A 17,125-nucleotide genomic window follows, 5' to 3' on the forward strand; every position below is an offset into this window, starting at 1 on the left:
AACCTTGTGTCCCGACAGCATTCATCCGCACAAGGGGTAGCCAACCACACCACCAGAATCGGCGCAAGGCAATAGTTGCGAACGACTTGTGAATTTTTGTGGATAACTGGCGTTCTAGGCTTTGGGCTTGGGCGCGGCCTTCGGCTTGGGAGACACTGGAGTCTTGGGGGACGCTGGGGTCTTGGGCTTCTCCGAGGCCGCGAGGCGCGTCTCCAGCGCCTTGACCCGTTCTTCCAGGATTTCCTGCTGCTCGCGGGCCTTGGCGGCCATGGCGCGGACCACCTCGAACTCCTCGCGCGGCACCATGTCCAGCCCCGTGGTGACCCGCTCGAACTGCTGGCGCACCATGGCCTCCATCTCGGCGCGAAGACCGGACAGGGCACCCAGGGCACCGCTGGCGACGCGGGCCAAGTCATCGAAAAACGGCTTCTGGCTCTGCATATCGGCCTCTCTCGAAAGATACGTCTCTAATAGTATGGTCCGGCGACCGGCCGGAGGCTAGCCCTTGTCGCTGACACCGGCCTCGGCGAAGGTCGCCATTCCCACATGGCAGGCGACGGCCGCCTTGACAAGACCCACCGCCACCGCCGCCCCCGAGCCCTCGCCAAGGCGCATGCCCAGGTCCAGCAGCGCCGTCTTGCCCAGCTTGCCCATCAAGCGAAGATGCCCCGGTTCCACCGACACATGCCCGACCATGCAATGGTCCAGGGCGTCGGCGCGCTCCAACGCCAAGGCGGCGACCGCCGCCGTGGTCACATAGCCGTCCAGCATGACCGGCACCCGACCCAGCCGCGCCGCGACCACGGCGCCCGCCATGGCGGCCAATTCGCGACCGCCCAGACGGCGCAGAATGTCCAGCGGCGGATTGCCCCGGTGCAATTTGACTCCGGCGGCCACCACCTCGATCTTGCGGGCCAATGCGCCGCCCTCGACACCGGTGCCGCGCCCGGTCCAGTCCGCCGCCTCGCCGCCGAACAGGGCGCAGGACACGGCCGCCGCCGGAGTCGTGTTGCCGATCCCCATCTCTCCGATCACCAGCAAGTCGGTATCGGCGGGAACCGATTCCATGCCGGAGGCGAAGGCGGCGACGAACTCGTCCTCGCTCAGGGCCGCCCCTTGGGTGAAATCGGCGCTGGGACGTTCCAGGTCCAGCGCAACCACGTCCAACTGGACATCGAACGCCTTGCACAACTGGTTGATGGCGGCGCCACCATGGCGAAAATTGGCCACCATCTGAAGGGTAACCTCGGCGGGGAAAGCAGACACCCCCAAGGCGGCGACACCATGATTACCGGCGAAGACCCTGGCCCTGGGAGTCGCCAGACGCGGAGGATGGCGGCCTTGCCAAGCGGACAGCCATTGGGACAGGTCTTCCAACCGGCCCAACGACCCGGCCGGCTTGGTCAATTGGGGCTCGCGAGCCCCCCAGGCGGCAACCGCGTCCAGATCGCGGGACGGCATCTCGGCCAGTAAGGCTCGAATATCCGCGACGCTAGAAATAGTAAAATTCAAGGATACTCTCCCAACATATTGCGGGCTTCCCCTGCCCGTCCTATAAACCAGGATGATGAGCAAGTCACCAGACATTCCGTCGCTTTCCCCGGCGCCTTCCCCGCCGTCGCCGCCAAGCGGTTGGCTGGCCGATCTGCATTTGGCGGCCTCCTTCATGACCCGCATTCCCTTACCCGATCCGGGCGTGGTCGCGGGCGGTCTGGCGCCCGCCATGCGCTGCTTTCCGTTGGTCGGACTTGGCCTGGGGCTGCTGGCGGGGCTGGTGGGCGCCATTGCCACATGGCTGCTTCCCCCCCTCCCCGCCGCCTTGCTGGCCATCCTTACCCTGGTCCTCGCCACCGGGGCGCTGCACGAGGACGGCCTTGCCGATCTGGCGGATGGGCTGGGAGCGCGAGGCGGAATTGACAAGCGGCTCGAGGTGATGCGCCAGTCCAGCATCGGCGCCTACGGCGTGCTGGCGCTGCTGTTCTCGGTCGGGCTGCGGGTCGGCGCCCTTGCCGCCATCCCCGGCGGCTGGCGGATGGCCGGGGCGCTGATGGCCGCATCGGCCCTGTCGCGGGCCATGATCCCCGCCGCCATGCAAATCATGCCTCCGGTGCGGCCCGATGGACTGGGCGCCGCCGCCGGAGTGCCGGATGCCACCGTGGCGGCCACCGCCGCCGGTTTGGGATTGGCCGTGGCGGCGCTCGGCATCGGATTGGGCGGCGCCCTGGCCGCCGCCATCCTTGCCATCGTCGCCACGCTGGCGGTCGTCATGGTGGCGCGCCGCGTCCTCGGCGGTTTCACCGGCGATGTGCTGGGAGCCGTGCAGCAAGCGGCCGAGATCGCCATTCTGCTGGCCGCCGCCATGGTGTGGGCATGAGCGGCGGTAGCGGCGCCACGCGCTGGTGGCTGTTGCGCCATGCGCCGGTCCCCTGCCCGTTCGGACGCATTCACGGCCGCCTCGACGTCGCCTGCGACACGTCGGAGGACGACGCCTTCCGGGCCTTGACGAAGATCATACCGTCCAACCCCGTGTTGGTGGAAAGTGGCCTTATTCGCTGCCGCCAAACGGCGGGGGCCTTGGAAACCGCCGGAATGCTGCTGCCACCTCCCATTATCGAGCCCGATTTGATGGAACAGGACTTCGGCCGTTGGCAGGGACGCAGTTGGAGCGACCTGGAAGCGGTCAAGGATCCCGATCTCGCCAGTTTCTGGCGTGATCCGGCCGGAACCGCGCCGCCGGGCGGAGAAAGCTTCGCCGCCATGATCCAGCGGGTCTCGGCGGCACTGCAAAGCCTGTCGTCAGCCCAATCGGGGCGCGACATTCTGGCCATCGTCCATGCCGGCACCATTCGGGCCGCCCTGGCCCAGGCCCTGGATCTGGAGCCCGCCACCGCCCTTCGCTTTGCCGTTCATCCGCTGTCCCTGACTCGACTGGACTTCACCGCCGAGGGCTGGCGGATAGAAATGGTGAATGCGCTTTCCCATTAGTCATCCTGCATAGGCAGGCTTGAAATCAGTCAAGATCGGGGCGCGACCAGCAAATAGAACATGTATTTTTCATTCTTTTTTGGTCATGATAAGCACCTGGATGGGTGGGCACGCTTATCCTCTGGAGTTCATGATGAGAGCACTTCTTCGAAATCTCAGTCTCAGTTCCAGAATTGGAATCGCCATTCTTATCCCGGTTCTGGGGATGCTGGTCTTCTCGGGGATCGGCCTGTCTGAAAAGATCGCCTTCGCCAAGAAGATGAACCAGCTCGAGGAGCTTGCCGGACTTGGCCCGACCATCGGAACCCTGGTGCATGAGCTCCAGAAGGAACGCGGCATGTCGGTGGGGTTCATCGGCAGCAAGGGCGCGAAGTTCGCCGACCGGCTGCCGGGCCAGCGCAAGGACGCCGACACCCGCCTCGCGGCGCTGACCGAGGCCCTGCGCAAATTCGAATCCTCCGAGACCTCGGCCGGTCTGAAAGCGTCCATCGCGGGCGCCAAACCCGGCCTTGAGGCACTTGGTGCCAAGCGTGCCGCCATCGACAGCCTGTCGCTGACCATGCAGGAGACCGCCGGATTCTATACCGCCACCATCGGCAAGCTGTTGGCGGTCATCGAACAGATGGCGGTGGTTGATTCCGACGTCCGCCTGTCCAAGGCGATCACGGCCTATACCCAACTGCTGCACGGCAAGGAACGGGCGGGGCAAGAGCGCGCCACCGCGTCGGGGGGATTCGGCGCCAAAAAGTTCGAGGCCCCCATCCACCGCAAGTTCACCCAGTTGATCGCCCAGCAGGATACATATTTCGCCACCTATACCATCTATGCCACCGAGGAGCAGAAGCAGGCCCTGGGCGCCGCCTTGGCCGATGGCGCCGCCAAGGAGGTCGATCGCATGCGCGTCATCGCCATGGACAGCCCCTTCTCCGGCACCACCGGCGAGGTGGAAGCGCCCGTCTGGTTCGATGCCATCACCAAGAAGATCGATCTGTTCAAGCAGGTGGAAGACAAGGTCGCCTCCGAACTGATCGGTCTGGCCGCCGCCATTCACGCCGAGACGGAACGGGCACTTTACACCTATCTCGTCGGCACCATCGTCCTGCTGGCCGCTGGCATCGGCATCGCCTGGGTGATCGCCGCCGATATCTCTGGCCCACTCAGCAAGATCATCGTCTCCATGGACGTGCTGTCCAAGGGCGACACGTCCCATGAGGTGGAGGGCGCCGACCGTCACGACGAGATCGGCGCCATGGCCCGTGCCGTCGAGGTCTTTCGCACCGGATTGTTGCGCGCCGACCAATTGACCTCTCAGCAGAAGGTCGAACAGGAAGCCAAGGACCGCCGCGCCAAGGTGATCGACGGCATCTTGGGCCAATTCAACTTCGAAGTGGCGGAAGTGCTGGAAACCATGGCGGCATCCGCCACCGAGTTGGAAGCCACCTCGCAGACCATGTCGGCCACCGCCGAGGAAACCTCCAACCAGGCCACCGTGGTGGCGGCGGCGGTGGAGGAAATGGCGGTCAATATGCGCACCGTGGCCGGTGCCGCCGACCATCTGTCGGATTCGGTGGAAGCCATCAATCACCGGGTGGCGGATTCGGTCCATATCGCCGAAAGCGCCCGCCACCGGGCGCAGGAAACCAATCAATCGGTGCGCGGATTGTCGCAGGCGGTGCTCAAGATCGGCGCGGTGGTCAATCTCATCAACGACATCGCCAGCCAGACCAATCTTCTCGCGCTGAACGCCACCATCGAGGCCGCCCGCGCGGGCGACGCCGGCAAGGGTTTCGCCGTCGTCGCCAACGAGGTCAAGAACCTGGCCAACCAGACGGCGCGCGCCACCGATGAAATCACCTCTCAGATCAGCTCGGTCCAGACTGAAACCCGCGCCGCCGTGGACGCCATCACGGAAATCACCGGAATCATCGAGCAGATGAGCCAGTTGTCCACCGGCATTTCATCCTCGGTCTCCGAGCAGGATTCGGCGACCTCGGAAATCGCCAACAATGTCCAGCAGGTCTCGCTGGGCGTCGACGAGGTCAGTTCCAACGTGGTCGGCGTCAATCGGGCGGCGGTGGAAACCGGGCACGCCGCCGACGACGTCCTCGAGGCGGCGCGCACCGTCGCCGAACGGGCCACCGCGCTCCGCCAGCAGGTGGACGCGTTCCTCACCAATATCCGTGCTGCCTGATCGCGGGAGAGAACAGTCATGCAATTCACCACCAAGCGCGACGGCAACCGGATCGACGTCTCGGTGTCCGGCAAACTGACCTTCGCCGACTCGGCGACGTTTCCGCAGTTCGTCGAACAGGTCACCAAGGGCTCTGGAATTTGCGATATCGATCTGGGCGGTCTCAGCTTCATCGACTCCACCGGCATGAGTCTCTTCGTGCATGTCTATGACGCGGCGCAGGTATCCGGGCTGAAAGTCGTGATCCGGAACGCTACGGGGGCGGTGTCCGAGACATTGCGCCGCGCCAGTTTCGACACGCTGTTCGAGTTCCGTTGAGCAACGCCGCCCCTATGTCCATGACCAATGCGGAGGTCGATGCCGTCGTCGCGGCCCGCTTGGACGATGCCATGCGCGACGCCAATGGCGGGGCGGCACGGCCATTGGCGTTCTCCGCCTTCGACAGCGGCAAGGTCGAAGACCTGGCGCAATTCCTGGAGGCGGCGGTCGGTGTTTGGATCGACGTCGCCTGTAAGGGGCATGCGGCATTCCAAATTCCGCCCGATGCCGACCTGGTGTTGCGGGTCTCGACGGCGGCGGCCATTCGTCTCGACGTGGCCGACGCGGTGGCGCGAGCCATGATGAAGCGGTTCCAACACCTTCAACCGCTGGAATCCGATATTCGCTGCGCGCTTCAAGAAGCCATCGGCAACGCGGTCATTCATGGAAATCTTGGCCTGGACGGATCGTTGCGCGCCACCATGGAGGGATTGCGGATCTTTTCCGCCACCATGGAACAACGCCAATCCGATCCCGCCCTAGCCTGCCTGCCCATCACCATCCGGGCCAAGGCGCACCATGACGGCGTTACCTTTGTGGTCGAGGATATGGGGGCGGGCTTCACGCCTCCGACCATCGGGCCAGAGCCTATCCCCGCGGTCGCCGCCGGTGGACTTGGCCTTGCCATCATTCATCGCTGCTGCGCCCAGCTTCGGTTCGACAGCGGCGGCCGATGCATCGACATGGCGTTCCGACTCTAGCCATCCGGCTCTAGTCACGGGGGCCGAGGTCGATAGTGCGGGACTTGAGCTCCGCCCAAAGGGTCTCGTGCCGACGCTGGACCTCGCCCCGACACGAGACCAGAAAGCCGACCTTGGCCGGCCAGGGGGCCACCAGTTCGGGCGCCCCCAAGACCAGCGGCAGCATATGGGCCTCGCTGCCGCGAATCATATTGGCGTAGCCGTTGTAGTTGGACTGCAACGCCGCATTTTCCGGCTTCAGCATGAAGGTGAGAAACTTCAAGGCATTGGCGCGATTGGGCGGATTGCGCGGAATGGCGATGACGTCGGTCCACACCAGATTGCCCTCACGCGGATAGGCATAGGCCAAGGTCGGACGGCCTTCGCGCGCCCGCATGGCGTCGCCATTGCGGGTCACCGCCAGCACCACATCCGCACGGCCCAGCGACTGCGCCATTCCGGCCGACTGCACCGGCGGGGTCGCCGCCAGCAGGGGGGACAGTTGGCGCGCCGCCTTTTCCAGCTTGGCGTCGTCAAGCGTGCAGCGGGGCTCGCCCAGATACAGCAGCGCCAACTGCACCATGTCGGCGTCGTCCATTATCTTGATATGGCCGAGGATGTCGGGCGGCGGGTCGAACAGCAGGCGAAGCGTGTCGATGTCGCCCTTGTGAACCGAGGTATCCACGGCGAAGGCGGTGGTTCCCCACTGATGCGGGATGGTGAACTCGTTGCGGGGATCGAAGGATCGCGACCGCCACGGATCCTCGATATTCCAAAATCCGGGCAGTCGGTCCGCCCATATTCGCTCCAGAAGCCCGTGCTCGATCAAGCCCATCACTTGGTGATCGGGCGGAAAGGTTATGTCATAGCCGGAATGCCCGCCCGCCAGCTTGGCAACCATGGCGGAATGGTCGGGCGCCTCATCCAAGATGGCACTAAGATTGGTCTCGCGTTCGAACTTGCCCAGAAGTTCGGGCGAAATGCTGCCGATACGGGCCAGAATCCGCAACTCACTGGCCGCCAGGACCGGACCGGCCAGCCCTAGGACGATCAACGCGGCAAAGACGGCGGTGACGGATATCCGCATCACGCCTCGTCCTCGATTCGCTCCATGTCGTCGTCGGACAGGCCGAAATGGTGGCCGATCTCGTGGATCAGCACATGCTTGACCACCGAGGACAGGTCTTCTCCCGTCTCGCACCAGTAGTCGAGAATGGGGCGACGGTAGAGGAAGATCATGTCCACGTCGCTGGGCGCGCCGCCAAAGGCCTGGATGTCCATGGCGGTGCCGCGATACAGGCCAAGCAGGTCGAAGGAACTTTCCAGATCCATCTCGCGTTCCACATCGTCGTCGGGAAAGTCCTCGACCCGGATGATCACATCGGCGGCATAGCGGCGCAGTTCCTCTGGAATATCGGCGAAGGCGATCGCCGCGATGGTTTCCAGATCGGCGCAGCTGGGGGGCGTGCTGTGGTGGGGCATTACTCTGCTCATGAAAAGAATTTAGCCTGTCCTTGATGGCGAAGCCAGCAAAGCCCATGTCTGGTGTGCGACCAGGAGCTTCCATGACCCAGACACTGACCGGCCCGGCCCGCGCCGCCGCCTTGGCCCAATTGCCCGGATGGACGGAGTGCGACGGCCGCGACGCCATCGCCAAGACCTTCGTCTTCAAGGATTTCGCCAAGGCCTTCGCCTTCATGACCGAGGTCGCCCTGGCCGCCGAACGCATGAACCACCACCCAGAATGGTCCAATGTGTGGAACAAGGTACAGATAACCTTGTCCACCCACGATGCCGGTGGAGTCACCGCGAAAGACATCGACCTGGCCAAGGCCATGGAGGCGGCTTCCGGGACTGCCACACTCCGTAAATAGCGCGTTGTGTGGAGCGCGGGCGTCCCGCCCGCCCTGTGGGGCACATCAAGCGACGGCTGCTGGCTAAGCCATCAGCCCCGCGCCTTTTCCTCCCAGCCGCCGCGCTCGGTCTGCTGGTAATAAACCAATTCATGACCGGCGGCCTTCCAGTCCTTCCAGCGCTCGCGGGCGGCTTGGACCGCGTCGGGGTCGTTGCCGTCGAACAGGTCCAGGCAACGGGCGAAGCCTTCCACCGCCTCGGAACGGGCACCGTCGCACATCACCAGAATGGTCGCCTCGTTGGGGTTCTCGTCGCGGTCGGTCAGCCAGATGGGCTGAAGCGCCGGATCGCCGTCGCGGGCGGCGCCGTGGGGAATCCACGACTCGGGCTCGAAGGTCCACAGGCGCTCGTTCAGATCATCGACCCGTTCCGCCGATCCCGCCAGCACCACCGCCCGGTGCCCCGCCGCCAGGGCCTTGTCCAACAGCTTAGGCAGGGCTTGATCCAGCGACAGGCGCGTCAGGTGGTAAAAGCCGATCTGGGTCATGGGGCGGAGGGCGGTCGCGGCCCCGGCGCGGCATATGACAGATAGGCCAGCCGCTTCGCCTCGCGGCGGCCATGGGTGACGGTATCCAAAATGATGCCCGCGGTCAGGCTGAGAAAGGCCAGGATCATGATGCCGGTGGCCAGGATCGCGGTGGGAAAGCGCGGTACCAGCCCGGTCTGCATGAAAGTGGCGAAAACCGGCTCGACAAGGATAACGGCCAACAGCGATAAAAGCGCGAAGGCGGCACCGAACAGGGCCAAGGGCTTTTCACGCTTCAACAGCTTGAAGATGGTCACCAGGATTCGCCAGCCGTCGCGATAGGTGTTCAGCTTGGACACCGAGCCCTCGGGGCGGGCGAAATAGGGCGTCTCGATCTCAGCCACCGGCATGGACAGGCTCAGCGCGTGCACCACCAGCTCTGTCTCGGTCTCGAATCCCGCCGACATGGCCGGAAACGACTTGACGAAGCGGCGCGAGAACACCCGGTAGCCCGACAGCATATCCTTGAACCGATCACCGAACAGCCAGGCGACGAAGCCGGTCAGCATGTGGTTGCCCAACTGGTGCCCGGCGCGAAAGGCTCCCGCCTCCTCCGTATGCAGGCGCGATCCCACCACCATGTCGAGGTTTTCGTCCACGAGGCGGGCGATCAGTTCCGGGGCGCTGGGGGCGTGATAGGTGGCGTCGCCGTCTACCATCACATAGATGTCGGCCTCGATGTCGGAGAACATGCGCCGCACCACATTGCCCTTGCCCTGCAAGGGCTCGAACCTTACGACCGCTCCGGCGGCGCGGGCCAGCGCGACGGTGCGGTCCTTGGAATTATTGTCGTAAACATAGATCGCCGCCTGGGGCAGGGCGGCGCGGAAATCGCGGATCACCTGTTCGATGGCGTGTTCTTCGTTATAGCAAGGAATCAGGACGGCGATGTTCATGGACCTGCCGGGGCTGGGACGCGACGCCACAGACTTTTGGAAAAGCCCGTCCTTGTCAAGGTGATCAGGCGCGTTGGGGTGATCAGGCGCGTTGGGGTGATCAGTCCTTTTCCCCGGCCGGGTCGATACCGGGCGGGAACGGCCACGACTTCACCACCCGCCAGCCGTCGCCTTCGGCCTTCAGCAAATGCGAAGCATCGGGGTCTTGCGCCAAGATACGGGCGACCTCTGGGTTCTGGGTGCGAAGCCAGATGTAGTCGGGTCGATGTTCGGTCAGCACCTTGGCCAGCTCAGCGGTGTTGAAGGTGGAGAGATTCTGGCTCACATGCTGGCCGTAGCCCAGATGGTAATTGGTGAAATTGCCGTAAAACCCGGTTCCTCGGGCGTCGATCACGGTCAGGCGGGCGGCGGGCGGCAATAATGGCGCCATGTCGCGGATGACCCGCAGCGCGTCCATCTTGGCGGGGTTGCGATCGAAGCGGATATATTTGACGGCGGCGAATGGAATGATGATCGCGGCCAAGCCGCCCACCGCCAAGGCCGCCCGCCTGGCCAGTGAGATTGCCCCAAGGCGGCCGACCCGCTGGCCGATCACCTGGGTCAGGACGAACATCTCGAGCATTCCGAGATGGGTGTTATAGCGCCAGTACGAGGCGGCGTGAGCGCTTTCGTATCCGGCCAGAATGGCGAGATACACCACCAACAGGAAAATGTTGTAGCCGAGGAAGCAGAGGGCGAAGAGGGTGACCAGACGCTGTCTGCCCAATCCGAGCACCGCGATGGCCACTAAAAGAAAGCCCGCGCCGAAATAGCCGCCCTTGGACAAGATGACACCGGCCATGCTGTTCAGCATGTCCGGCAGCAAAGCCCATTCCCAGTCCGACACCGCGCGGACCGACAGTTCCCCGACGCCCGCGGTCACATGCAGTCGCCACGCCAGGCTCACCACGATCACCGGCACCATGGTCAGCGCAAGCTGCTTGCCAAAGCGCGTCACCCCGTCGCCGTGACGCAGGCAATCAAAAACCAGCGCCCCCAGCAGCAACGCCATCAGGGCGAAGTTGCCCTGCTTGGTCATGGGCAGCAGGGCGAAGACGGCGGCGAATTGAAGGCCGCGCCCCCCGCCTTGGCGCAGTTGAAGCCCCAGAATCGCCGAGAACGCGACCGCGACGGCGGTGGCGGTATCGGCATAGCCGCTGAAGACCAGCTTGGGAACGAAGGTGGTGCCCAAGGCGGTGACGGCGAGAACGCCCCAGGCGGTGGCCGACCAACCGGCGCCGTCATCGCCCCGGAAGAGACGGACCACGAGACGGGCGGAACTGGCCAGCAGCAGAAGGTTGAACCAGGGCGCCACGGTGTCGAAATAGTGCCCGCCCAGCCGCGAGGACAGCAGATAGATCACCGTCATGGCGGGAGGATAGGCGGGAAAGACGCTGTCGGTGGGGGGATTTCCCGGACCGGGAAAGGTGTCGAACAGCGTCAGATAGCGGGCATTGGGCAGCCACTGGGAGAACTCGTCCCATTGGGACGGCTCCATGGAGGCGGTCGCCACCAAGATGGGCACCATCCACACCAGAATTCTGAGAACGCCCCCATCCAGGGGGGCTTGGCGGCGTCGCCATAAGACAAGGGCCGACCCCAGCGCCAGCAGCAGGGAGACCGCCGACAGGATGGTCAGCGATACACCCAGCCAGCCACCGAACACCACGACGATGCCCGCCACCACCGACCAGCCCACCAGCAGATCGGCTTCGGGGAGCCGATCGCGCCCCGCCAAGGCGGCACCGATGGCCACAAGGCCAAGGACGACCACGACGAGGCAGGCAAGCGCCAGGGCCTGATAGGCGCTGGGCAGGTAGAGGAGGGCGGCGTTGCCGAGGAGCTGGATCACGTGTCGAACCTCTCAGAACGAAGGCCCGCACTCTTTCGAATGCGAGCCTTCGCCTACGCTAACAAATCAGGACGACTACTTGTCTTCCTGGGCCTTGCGCATGGCGGCGCCCAGGATGTCGCCCAGGCTGGCGCCCGAATCGGACGAACCGTAATCGGCCATGGCCTGCTTCTCTTCCTCGACTTCGCGGGCCTTCACCGACAGGGTGATCTTGCGCGAGGCCTTTTCCACGGCGGTGACCTTGGCGTCCAGCTTCTCGCCGACCGCGAAGCGCTCGGGGCGCTGCTCGGAGCGTTCGCGGGACAGCTCGCCCTTGCGGATGAAGCCGGTCATGCCGTCGACGGCCACTTCCAGACCGTTCTCGGTGACCTGGGTCACGGTGCAGGTGACCACGTCGCCCTTCTTGATGGACGCCACGGCGTTCTGGAAGGGATCATCGGACAGCTGCTTGATGCCGAGGCTGATGCGTTCCTTCTCGATGTCCACATCGAGAACCTTGGCCTTGACGATGTCGCCCTTCTTGAAGTCCTGAATGGCGGCTTCGCCCGACTTCTCCCAATCGAGATCGGACATGTGGACCATGCCGTCGATATCGCCGGGCAGGCCGATGAACAGGCCGAACTCGGTGATGTTCTTGATCTCGCCTTCGACCAGGGTGCCCTGGGGGAAGCGGTCCAGGAAGCCTTCCCACGGATTGTTCATGGTCTGCTTCAGGCCGAGAGAGATGCGGCGCTTCTGCGGATCCACGTCCAGCACCATGACCTCGACTTCCTGCGAAGTGGAGACGATCTTGCCGGGGTGGACGTTCTTCTTGGTCCAAGACATCTCGGAGACGTGCACCAGACCCTCGACACCGGGTTCCAGCTCCACGAAGGCGCCGTAGTCGGTGATGTTGGTGACGCGGCCGGTGAACTTGGCGTCGACCGGGTACTTGGACTCGACGCCCTCCCACGGATCGGCATCCAGCTGCTTGATGCCCAGGCTGATGCGCTGGGTCTCGGAGTTGAAGCGGATGACCTGAACCTTGACGGTCTGGCCGATATGCAGCGCCTCGGACGGATGGTTGATGCGCTTCCAGGCGATGTCGGTGACGTGCAGCAGGCCGTCGACGCCGCCCAGGTCAACGAACGCACCGTAATCGGTGATGTTCTTGACCACGCCCTCGAGGATCTGGCCTTCCTTGAGGTTCTCGATCAGCTCGGAGCGCTGCTCGGCGCGGGTCTCTTCCAGCACGGCGCGGCGGGACACCACGATGTTGCCGCGCGAACGGTCCATCTTGAGGATCTGGAACGGCTGGGGGGTGCCCAACAGCGGGGTGATGTCGCGCACCGGACGGATGTCCACCTGCGAACCGGGCAGGAAGGCGACGGCGCCCGACAGATCCACGGTGAAGCCGCCCTTGACGCGGCCGAAGATCACGCCGTTGACGCGCTGCTGCGCCTCGAACGACTTCTCCAGCAGGGTCCAGGCTTCCTCGCGCTTGGCCTTCTCGCGGGACAGAACGACTTCGCCGTTGCGGTCCTCGTAGCGCTCGACGAAGACGTCGACGCTGTCGCCGGCCTTGATGTCGGCGGTGCGACCGGCGGTCGCGAATTCCTTCAGAGGGACACGGCCCTCGGACTTCAGGCCGACGTCGATCACGGCGAAGTCGCCATCGACTTCGACGATCAGGCCGGTGATGACTTGGCCTTCGAACGTGCCGCCGACACCCAGGGTTTCATCCAGCAGGGAGGCGAAATCTTCGTTCATGGCAAGAGCGGAATTGGTCATTAGAGAGAGTTCCTTTCGATCGTATCTTACGGGCCGGCCGGTTGTATCCGGCGGTCTTGACCAAAAATAAACCACCGCCCGGGACGGGCCCAGGCGGCGCGGGTTCAGCGCATTGTGCTATCGGCGGGTTCTTACGATGTCGAGCGCGGCGGCGAAAGCCTGATCGGCGTCGAGATCGGAGGTATCCAGCACGACAGCGCCCTCGGCCGGGACCAAGGGGGCGACGGACCGGTTGCGGTCACGTTCGTCGCGCTCCTTCAGATCGGCGAGGACGGTGCCGTATATAGCCTCTAGGCCCTTGTCCTGCAACTCTTTCAGCCGTCGTTCCGCCCTTTTCTCGGCGGAAGCGGTCACGAACAGCTTCACCTTGGCGTCGGGACAGATCACCGTGCCGATGTCGCGGCCGTCCAGAATGGCGCCCTGGCCCATGGGCGGATGGCTGGCGAATTTGCGCTGGAACGCCAGCAAGGCGGCGCGCACGCCGGGAATGACGGCGACCTTGGAGGCCGCCTGGGCGGCGGTATCGTCGCGGAGGTCACCGGCTTGCAGATCGGCCGGGGCCAGTTCATCGGCGGCCTTTTCGGCGGTCGCCGCGTCGGTGGGGTCGAGACCGGCGCGAACAACCTTCATGCCCACGGCGCGATAGATCAGTCCGGTGTCCAGATAGTCGAAGCCCAGTTCGGCGGCAAGACGCCGCGCCAGTGTCCCCTTGCCGGCCGCCGCCGGCCCGTCGATGGCGATGATAGTCATGGGATCGGATCGTCCGTGGTTCATTGACGGTATTAACCACGAAGGCACGAAGCGGAAAAGAAGAAAAATTCTCAATGCTTTCTTCGTGTTCCTTCGTGTCTTCATGCCTTCGTGGTGAAATTAAAGACCTTATTCCGCCGCCCCGATCTTCCCCCCCAGCCCGTTCATCAGCGCGACGAAATTGGGGAAGCTGGTGTCGATGGCTTCGGCGTCGTCCACCGCGACGGGCCGGGCCGAGGCCATGCCCATGACCAGGAACGACATGGCGATGCGGTGATCGAAATGGGTGGCGATGGTGGCGTCGCCCGCCGGGATGCGGCCGGTGCCGTGGACGATCAACGTGTCTTGGGTTTCTTCCACCGCGACACCGCAGGCGGCCAGTCCGCGTGCCATGGCGGCGAGGCGGTCGCTTTCCTTGACCCGCAACTCGCCCAATCCGCTCATGCGGGTGGTGCCCTCGGCGAAGGAAGCCGCCACCGCCAGGATGGGGTATTCGTCGATCATGGAAGGGGCGCGTTCTGCCGGGACGTCGATGCCCTTCAGCCTGGAGGCGCGCACCACCAGATCGGCCACCGGCTCGCCCGCCTGATCGCGGGTGTTGTCGAAGCGGATGTCGGCGCCCATGTCGCGCAGGGTCTGGTACAGGCCGGCGCGCAGCGGATTGATGCCGACGCCGGGCAGCCGGATCTCGGAGCCTTCCACCAGCAGGGCCGCCACGGTCGGGAAGGCGGCCGAGCTGGGATCGGCCGGAACCACCACGGCGCGGCCCGTCAGTTCGGGATAACCGGTGACGGTGATGGCCAGTCCGCCGCCCTCGGCGGCCTCGACCCGGACGGTCGCGCCGAAATTGCGCAGCATCAGCTCGGTGTGGTCGCGGGTGGCTTCGCGCTCGATCACGGTGGTCTCGCCCGGCGTGTTGAGACCGGCCAGCAGGATGGCCGACTTGACCTGGGCCGAGGCGACGGGAAGCTCGTAGGTGATGGGGGTGGGGCGCTCGGCACCCACCACCGCCATGGGCAGGCGGCCGCCATCGCGGCTGACGAAGCGCGCCCCCATCCGGCTCAACGGGTCGGACACCCTGCGCATGGGCCGCGAGCGCAAGCTGGCGTCGCCGGTGAAGAAGCTGGTGAAGGGATGGCTGGCGACAAGCCCCATCAGCAGGCGCGCCCCCGTGCCCGAATTGCCCATGTCCAACACGTCGGTGGGTTCGGTCAAGCCGCCGACACCGCGGCCGTACAGACGCCACGAGCCATCGGGCAGACGCTCGACCTCGGCGCCCAGGGCGCGCATGCAGGCGGCGGTGCGCAACACATCATCGCCTTCCAGCAGGCCGGTGACCGTGCTTTCGCCCACCGCCAGGGCGCCGAACATCAGCGCCCGGTGCGAGATGGATTTGTCGCCCGGAACCCGCGCCGAACCGGCAAGCTGAGCGGCGCGACTGGAAATCAGGGGTTTCGCCATGACCTCTCCGAAAAATAATCGCCGACGAGGGCGAAGCTGGGGCCAGCATCGGCCGAACCTCTACCACAGGCGGCTTCGGCGTCATAGGCCCACGTTCCATGCTGCACCGCAGGTAACTTTTCGTTTTGACACGGGGTGGGGAACATGGCAAATGGCCCCCAGGACAACGGGGCTCGCCCCGATATTTTACAGGAGGACCGAAGGTGGCCAAGCCGGAATGGGGACAGAAGCGCACCTGCCAGAGCTGCGGATGCCGTTTCTATGACCTGACGCGCACTCCCATCATCTGCCCGAAGTGCAACGCCAACGTCGAGCCCGAGGTGACCTTCAAGGTCCGTCGCGGCAGCGCGGCGGCGGCGGAAGCCAAGGCTGCGGCTCCGGTGGTGGTCAATGCCGCCATCGCCGATATCGAGGTCGATGACCTTGTGGTGGTCGATGATGACGAGGATGCACTGCCCGCCGAGGACGACGGCGCCGAGGATGACGAAAGCGGCCTGATCGAGGACGCCTCCGACCTGGGCGAGGACGACGACGACATGGCCGAGGTCATGGAGCACATGGACGAGGAAATCGGGGACGAGGTCTAAGCTTCGACCTTCGGCGACGGAAGCGAATTTTTTCGCTTGCCAGCCACGTCCTAAATCCATATGTTCCGCCTCCACCGACGGCCCCCCAAACCCGTCGGACCCAAGTTTTCGGGGCCATAGCTCAGTTGGGAGAGCGCTTGAATGGCATTCAAGAGGTCGTCGGTTCGATTCCGTCTGGCTCCACCAAGACAAAAAAGGGCTTAGCTAGAAATGGCTAAGCCCTTTTTCTTGCTCCGCACCCACCCAATCACGAGGCGGTTGGCGGCAGGGTTTGGGGCCTGCGGTATCAGAACGTCGGCTTGGAGACTGGCGCCGTTTCGCAGCAAAGCGTTTGGACATCGTAATTGGCGATGATTTTCGGATCGTTGGTAATCAGGACCAGATCCTCGGTTTGCGCCTGGGTGACCAGCAGCCGATCGAATGGATCGCGATGGTCGGCGAAGAATGGCAGGTCGGCAACCGCAATGGCGTGCGGTGCCTTCACGTTGAGGAGGATGAGGCCGGATTCAGCCACTCCTTTGGCGATGACCGAGGGATGAACCATCATCTTCCCCGTGGAGAACTTGATGCCGATCTCCCAAAGGGAGGCCGTGCTGGCGAAGATCTCATTGCCAGGGTCTTCAATGATGGCGCGGGCCTCGAGGTTCAGGCTGGCATCGTCGATCAGCCACCAGATCAGGGCGTGGGTGTCGAGAAGGTAACCCTTCATTCCTCGATTTCGCCTTCCATGATCGCGGCGAGATCAGCGGGAAATTCCCATGCATCGGCGGGTTGGGCGGTAATCTTGCCCTTCAGGACACCCGGAACCCGCAGCTTTTTCATCGGGCACAGCTTGACCATCGCCCGGCCATGGTTGGTGACAACCACCTCCTGGCCCTGTTGGGCCATCGCCAAATAGTCGGAAAGATGGGTCCGCAATTCCTTGATGCTGACCCGATATTGCTCCTGCGGCATGGCGAGCCCCTTCGAAAAGTTACCACAAATATGTACACTTTACGGGAGCGTGTCAAGACGGGGCGCCTCCGTCTGGCCCCACCAAGATCCACCCCCGAGGAAACTCGGGGGTTTTTCTTTGATCGGCCGATATCTCCCGGCCTTGCCGGTTGCGATTATTCGTCTTACGCTCATTCCCCAGGGTTGATTGGGATCAGGGGGG

At 64.2% G+C, this 17,125-nt stretch carries 19 protein-coding genes and 1 tRNA gene; 8 read left to right on the plus strand and 12 right to left on the minus strand.

Annotation, left to right across the window (positions count from 1 at the left end; all coding sequences use genetic code 11):
- Positions 1–114 precede the first annotated feature (114 nt).
- Positions 115–441, minus strand: a complete 327-nt coding sequence (locus tag CU669_RS06430) for an accessory factor UbiK family protein (RefSeq protein WP_112142986.1) — start codon at positions 439–441, stop codon at positions 115–117.
- A gap of 57 nt (positions 442–498) precedes the next feature.
- On the minus strand, positions 499–1,512 hold the full coding sequence (cobT, locus tag CU669_RS06435) for a nicotinate-nucleotide--dimethylbenzimidazole phosphoribosyltransferase (RefSeq protein WP_239988574.1): 1,014 nt from the start codon (positions 1,510–1,512) through the stop codon (positions 499–501).
- A gap of 154 nt (positions 1,513–1,666) precedes the next feature.
- Here cobT and cobS point away from each other — a divergent pair, with 154 nt between their 5' ends.
- From cobS to CU669_RS06460, 5 genes are all read left to right on the plus strand, one after another.
- The gene (gene cobS, locus CU669_RS06440; protein ID WP_239988575.1) at positions 1,667–2,374 is read left to right on the plus strand and encodes an adenosylcobinamide-GDP ribazoletransferase; all 708 of its coding nucleotides are present in this window, start codon (positions 1,667–1,669) and stop codon (positions 2,372–2,374) included.
- Complete coding sequence (locus tag CU669_RS06445; protein ID WP_112142989.1) at positions 2,371–2,985, plus strand: histidine phosphatase family protein; 615 nt, start codon at positions 2,371–2,373, stop codon at positions 2,983–2,985. The genes cobS and CU669_RS06445 overlap by 4 nt, the downstream gene beginning before the upstream one ends.
- A gap of 130 nt (positions 2,986–3,115) precedes the next feature.
- Positions 3,116–5,176: a methyl-accepting chemotaxis protein gene (locus tag CU669_RS06450; RefSeq protein ID WP_239988576.1), complete on the plus strand. Its 2,061-nt coding sequence runs from the start codon at positions 3,116–3,118 to the stop codon at positions 5,174–5,176.
- Positions 5,177–5,194: 18 nt separating this feature from the next.
- Complete coding sequence (locus CU669_RS06455; protein WP_112142990.1) at positions 5,195–5,494, plus strand: STAS domain-containing protein; 300 nt, start codon at positions 5,195–5,197, stop codon at positions 5,492–5,494.
- Positions 5,491–6,195, plus strand: coding sequence for an ATP-binding protein (locus CU669_RS06460; RefSeq protein WP_146747683.1), 705 nt, complete (start codon positions 5,491–5,493; stop codon positions 6,193–6,195). Before CU669_RS06455 ends, CU669_RS06460 begins: the two co-directional genes overlap by 4 nt.
- Before the next feature lie 10 nt (positions 6,196–6,205).
- On the opposite strand, the gene CU669_RS06465 is transcribed toward CU669_RS06460, so the two are convergent.
- Together CU669_RS06465 and CU669_RS06470 are read right to left on the minus strand one after the other, a co-directional pair.
- The gene (locus CU669_RS06465; protein ID WP_112142992.1) at positions 6,206–7,261 is read right to left on the minus strand and encodes an extracellular solute-binding protein; all 1,056 of its coding nucleotides are present in this window, start codon (positions 7,259–7,261) and stop codon (positions 6,206–6,208) included.
- Positions 7,261–7,656 (minus strand): metallopeptidase family protein, encoded by a 396-nt coding sequence (locus CU669_RS06470; RefSeq protein WP_112142993.1) that lies wholly within the window; start codon positions 7,654–7,656, stop codon positions 7,261–7,263. Before CU669_RS06470 ends, CU669_RS06465 begins: the two co-directional genes overlap by 1 nt.
- 83 nt (positions 7,657–7,739) lie before the next feature.
- On the opposite strand from CU669_RS06470, the gene CU669_RS06475 reads away from it, so the two are divergent.
- Positions 7,740–8,048, plus strand: coding sequence for a 4a-hydroxytetrahydrobiopterin dehydratase (locus CU669_RS06475; RefSeq protein WP_112142994.1), 309 nt, complete (start codon positions 7,740–7,742; stop codon positions 8,046–8,048).
- Positions 8,049–8,119: 71 nt separating this feature from the next.
- On the opposite strand, the gene CU669_RS06480 is transcribed toward CU669_RS06475, so the two are convergent.
- The 6 genes from CU669_RS06480 to aroA all read right to left on the minus strand — a co-directional run bounded on the left by CU669_RS06480 (position 8,120) and on the right by aroA (position 15,382).
- Positions 8,120–8,575: a DNA polymerase III subunit chi gene (locus tag CU669_RS06480; RefSeq protein WP_112142995.1), complete on the minus strand. Its 456-nt coding sequence runs from the start codon at positions 8,573–8,575 to the stop codon at positions 8,120–8,122.
- Entirely contained in the window at positions 8,572–9,510 is a 939-nt protein-coding gene (locus CU669_RS06485; protein WP_112142996.1) for a glycosyltransferase family 2 protein, read from the minus strand. The genes CU669_RS06480 and CU669_RS06485 overlap by 4 nt, the downstream gene beginning before the upstream one ends.
- A 100-nt stretch (positions 9,511–9,610) precedes the next feature.
- The gene (locus CU669_RS06490; RefSeq protein WP_112142997.1) at positions 9,611–11,401 is read right to left on the minus strand and encodes a hypothetical protein; all 1,791 of its coding nucleotides are present in this window, start codon (positions 11,399–11,401) and stop codon (positions 9,611–9,613) included.
- A gap of 75 nt (positions 11,402–11,476) precedes the next feature.
- Positions 11,477–13,171, minus strand: coding sequence for a 30S ribosomal protein S1 (rpsA, locus tag CU669_RS06495; protein WP_112142998.1), 1,695 nt, complete (start codon positions 13,169–13,171; stop codon positions 11,477–11,479).
- Positions 13,172–13,288: 117 nt separating this feature from the next.
- Positions 13,289–13,921: a (d)CMP kinase gene (gene cmk, locus CU669_RS06500; protein WP_112143056.1), complete on the minus strand. Its 633-nt coding sequence runs from the start codon at positions 13,919–13,921 to the stop codon at positions 13,289–13,291.
- A 129-nt stretch (positions 13,922–14,050) separates the two neighbouring features.
- A complete protein-coding gene (gene aroA / locus CU669_RS06505; protein WP_112142999.1) occupies positions 14,051–15,382 on the minus strand; it encodes a 3-phosphoshikimate 1-carboxyvinyltransferase in 1,332 nt (443 codons plus the stop codon).
- 203 nt (positions 15,383–15,585) lie between these two features.
- Here aroA and CU669_RS06510 point away from each other — a divergent pair, with 203 nt between their 5' ends.
- Positions 15,586–15,969: a TIGR02300 family protein gene (locus tag CU669_RS06510; RefSeq protein ID WP_112143000.1), complete on the plus strand. Its 384-nt coding sequence runs from the start codon at positions 15,586–15,588 to the stop codon at positions 15,967–15,969.
- Positions 15,970–16,079: 110 nt separating this feature from the next.
- Positions 16,080–16,155 (plus strand) — tRNA-Ala (locus CU669_RS06515).
- Positions 16,156–16,255: 100 nt separating this feature from the next.
- Here the strand turns inward: CU669_RS06515 and CU669_RS06520 are convergent.
- Entirely contained in the window at positions 16,256–16,678 is a 423-nt protein-coding gene (locus CU669_RS06520) for a type II toxin-antitoxin system VapC family toxin (RefSeq protein ID WP_112143001.1), read from the minus strand.
- On the minus strand, positions 16,675–16,923 hold the full coding sequence (locus CU669_RS06525) for a type II toxin-antitoxin system Phd/YefM family antitoxin (RefSeq protein WP_112143002.1): 249 nt from the start codon (positions 16,921–16,923) through the stop codon (positions 16,675–16,677). Before CU669_RS06525 ends, CU669_RS06520 begins: the two co-directional genes overlap by 4 nt.
- Positions 16,924–17,125: the final 202 nt, after the last annotated feature.

The organism is Paramagnetospirillum kuznetsovii (assembly GCF_003284725.1).
In the GTDB taxonomy this organism is placed as follows: domain Bacteria; phylum Pseudomonadota; class Alphaproteobacteria; order Rhodospirillales; family Magnetospirillaceae; genus Phaeospirillum; species Phaeospirillum kuznetsovii.

Coding starts and splice junctions, on each gene's coding strand:
- cmk (WP_112143056.1), bottom strand. CDS start 13,921: ATGACTATCATCGCCATCGACGGGCCGGCGGCGGCCGGCAAGGGGACA.
- CU669_RS06480 (WP_112142995.1), bottom strand. CDS start 8,575: ATGACCCAGATCGGCTTTTACCACCTGACGCGCCTGTCGCTGGATCAA.
- rpsA (WP_112142998.1), bottom strand. CDS start 13,171: ATGACCAATTCCGCTCTTGCCATGAACGAAGATTTCGCCTCCCTGCTG.
- CU669_RS06465 (WP_112142992.1), bottom strand. CDS start 7,261: ATGCGGATATCCGTCACCGCCGTCTTTGCCGCGTTGATCGTCCTAGGG.
- CU669_RS06450 (WP_239988576.1), top strand. CDS start 3,116: ATGATGAGAGCACTTCTTCGAAATCTCAGTCTCAGTTCCAGAATTGGA.
- CU669_RS06470 (WP_112142993.1), bottom strand. CDS start 7,656: ATGCCCCACCACAGCACGCCCCCCAGCTGCGCCGATCTGGAAACCATC.
- CU669_RS06525 (WP_112143002.1), bottom strand. CDS start 16,923: ATGCCGCAGGAGCAATATCGGGTCAGCATCAAGGAATTGCGGACCCAT.
- CU669_RS06520 (WP_112143001.1), bottom strand. CDS start 16,678: ATGAAGGGTTACCTTCTCGACACCCACGCCCTGATCTGGTGGCTGATC.
- CU669_RS06485 (WP_112142996.1), bottom strand. CDS start 9,510: ATGAACATCGCCGTCCTGATTCCTTGCTATAACGAAGAACACGCCATC.
- CU669_RS06445 (WP_112142989.1), top strand. CDS start 2,371: ATGAGCGGCGGTAGCGGCGCCACGCGCTGGTGGCTGTTGCGCCATGCG.
- cobS (WP_239988575.1), top strand. CDS start 1,667: ATGACCCGCATTCCCTTACCCGATCCGGGCGTGGTCGCGGGCGGTCTG.
- CU669_RS06475 (WP_112142994.1), top strand. CDS start 7,740: ATGACCCAGACACTGACCGGCCCGGCCCGCGCCGCCGCCTTGGCCCAA.
- CU669_RS06430 (WP_112142986.1), bottom strand. CDS start 441: ATGCAGAGCCAGAAGCCGTTTTTCGATGACTTGGCCCGCGTCGCCAGC.
- CU669_RS06455 (WP_112142990.1), top strand. CDS start 5,195: ATGCAATTCACCACCAAGCGCGACGGCAACCGGATCGACGTCTCGGTG.
- aroA (WP_112142999.1), bottom strand. CDS start 15,382: ATGGCGAAACCCCTGATTTCCAGTCGCGCCGCTCAGCTTGCCGGTTCG.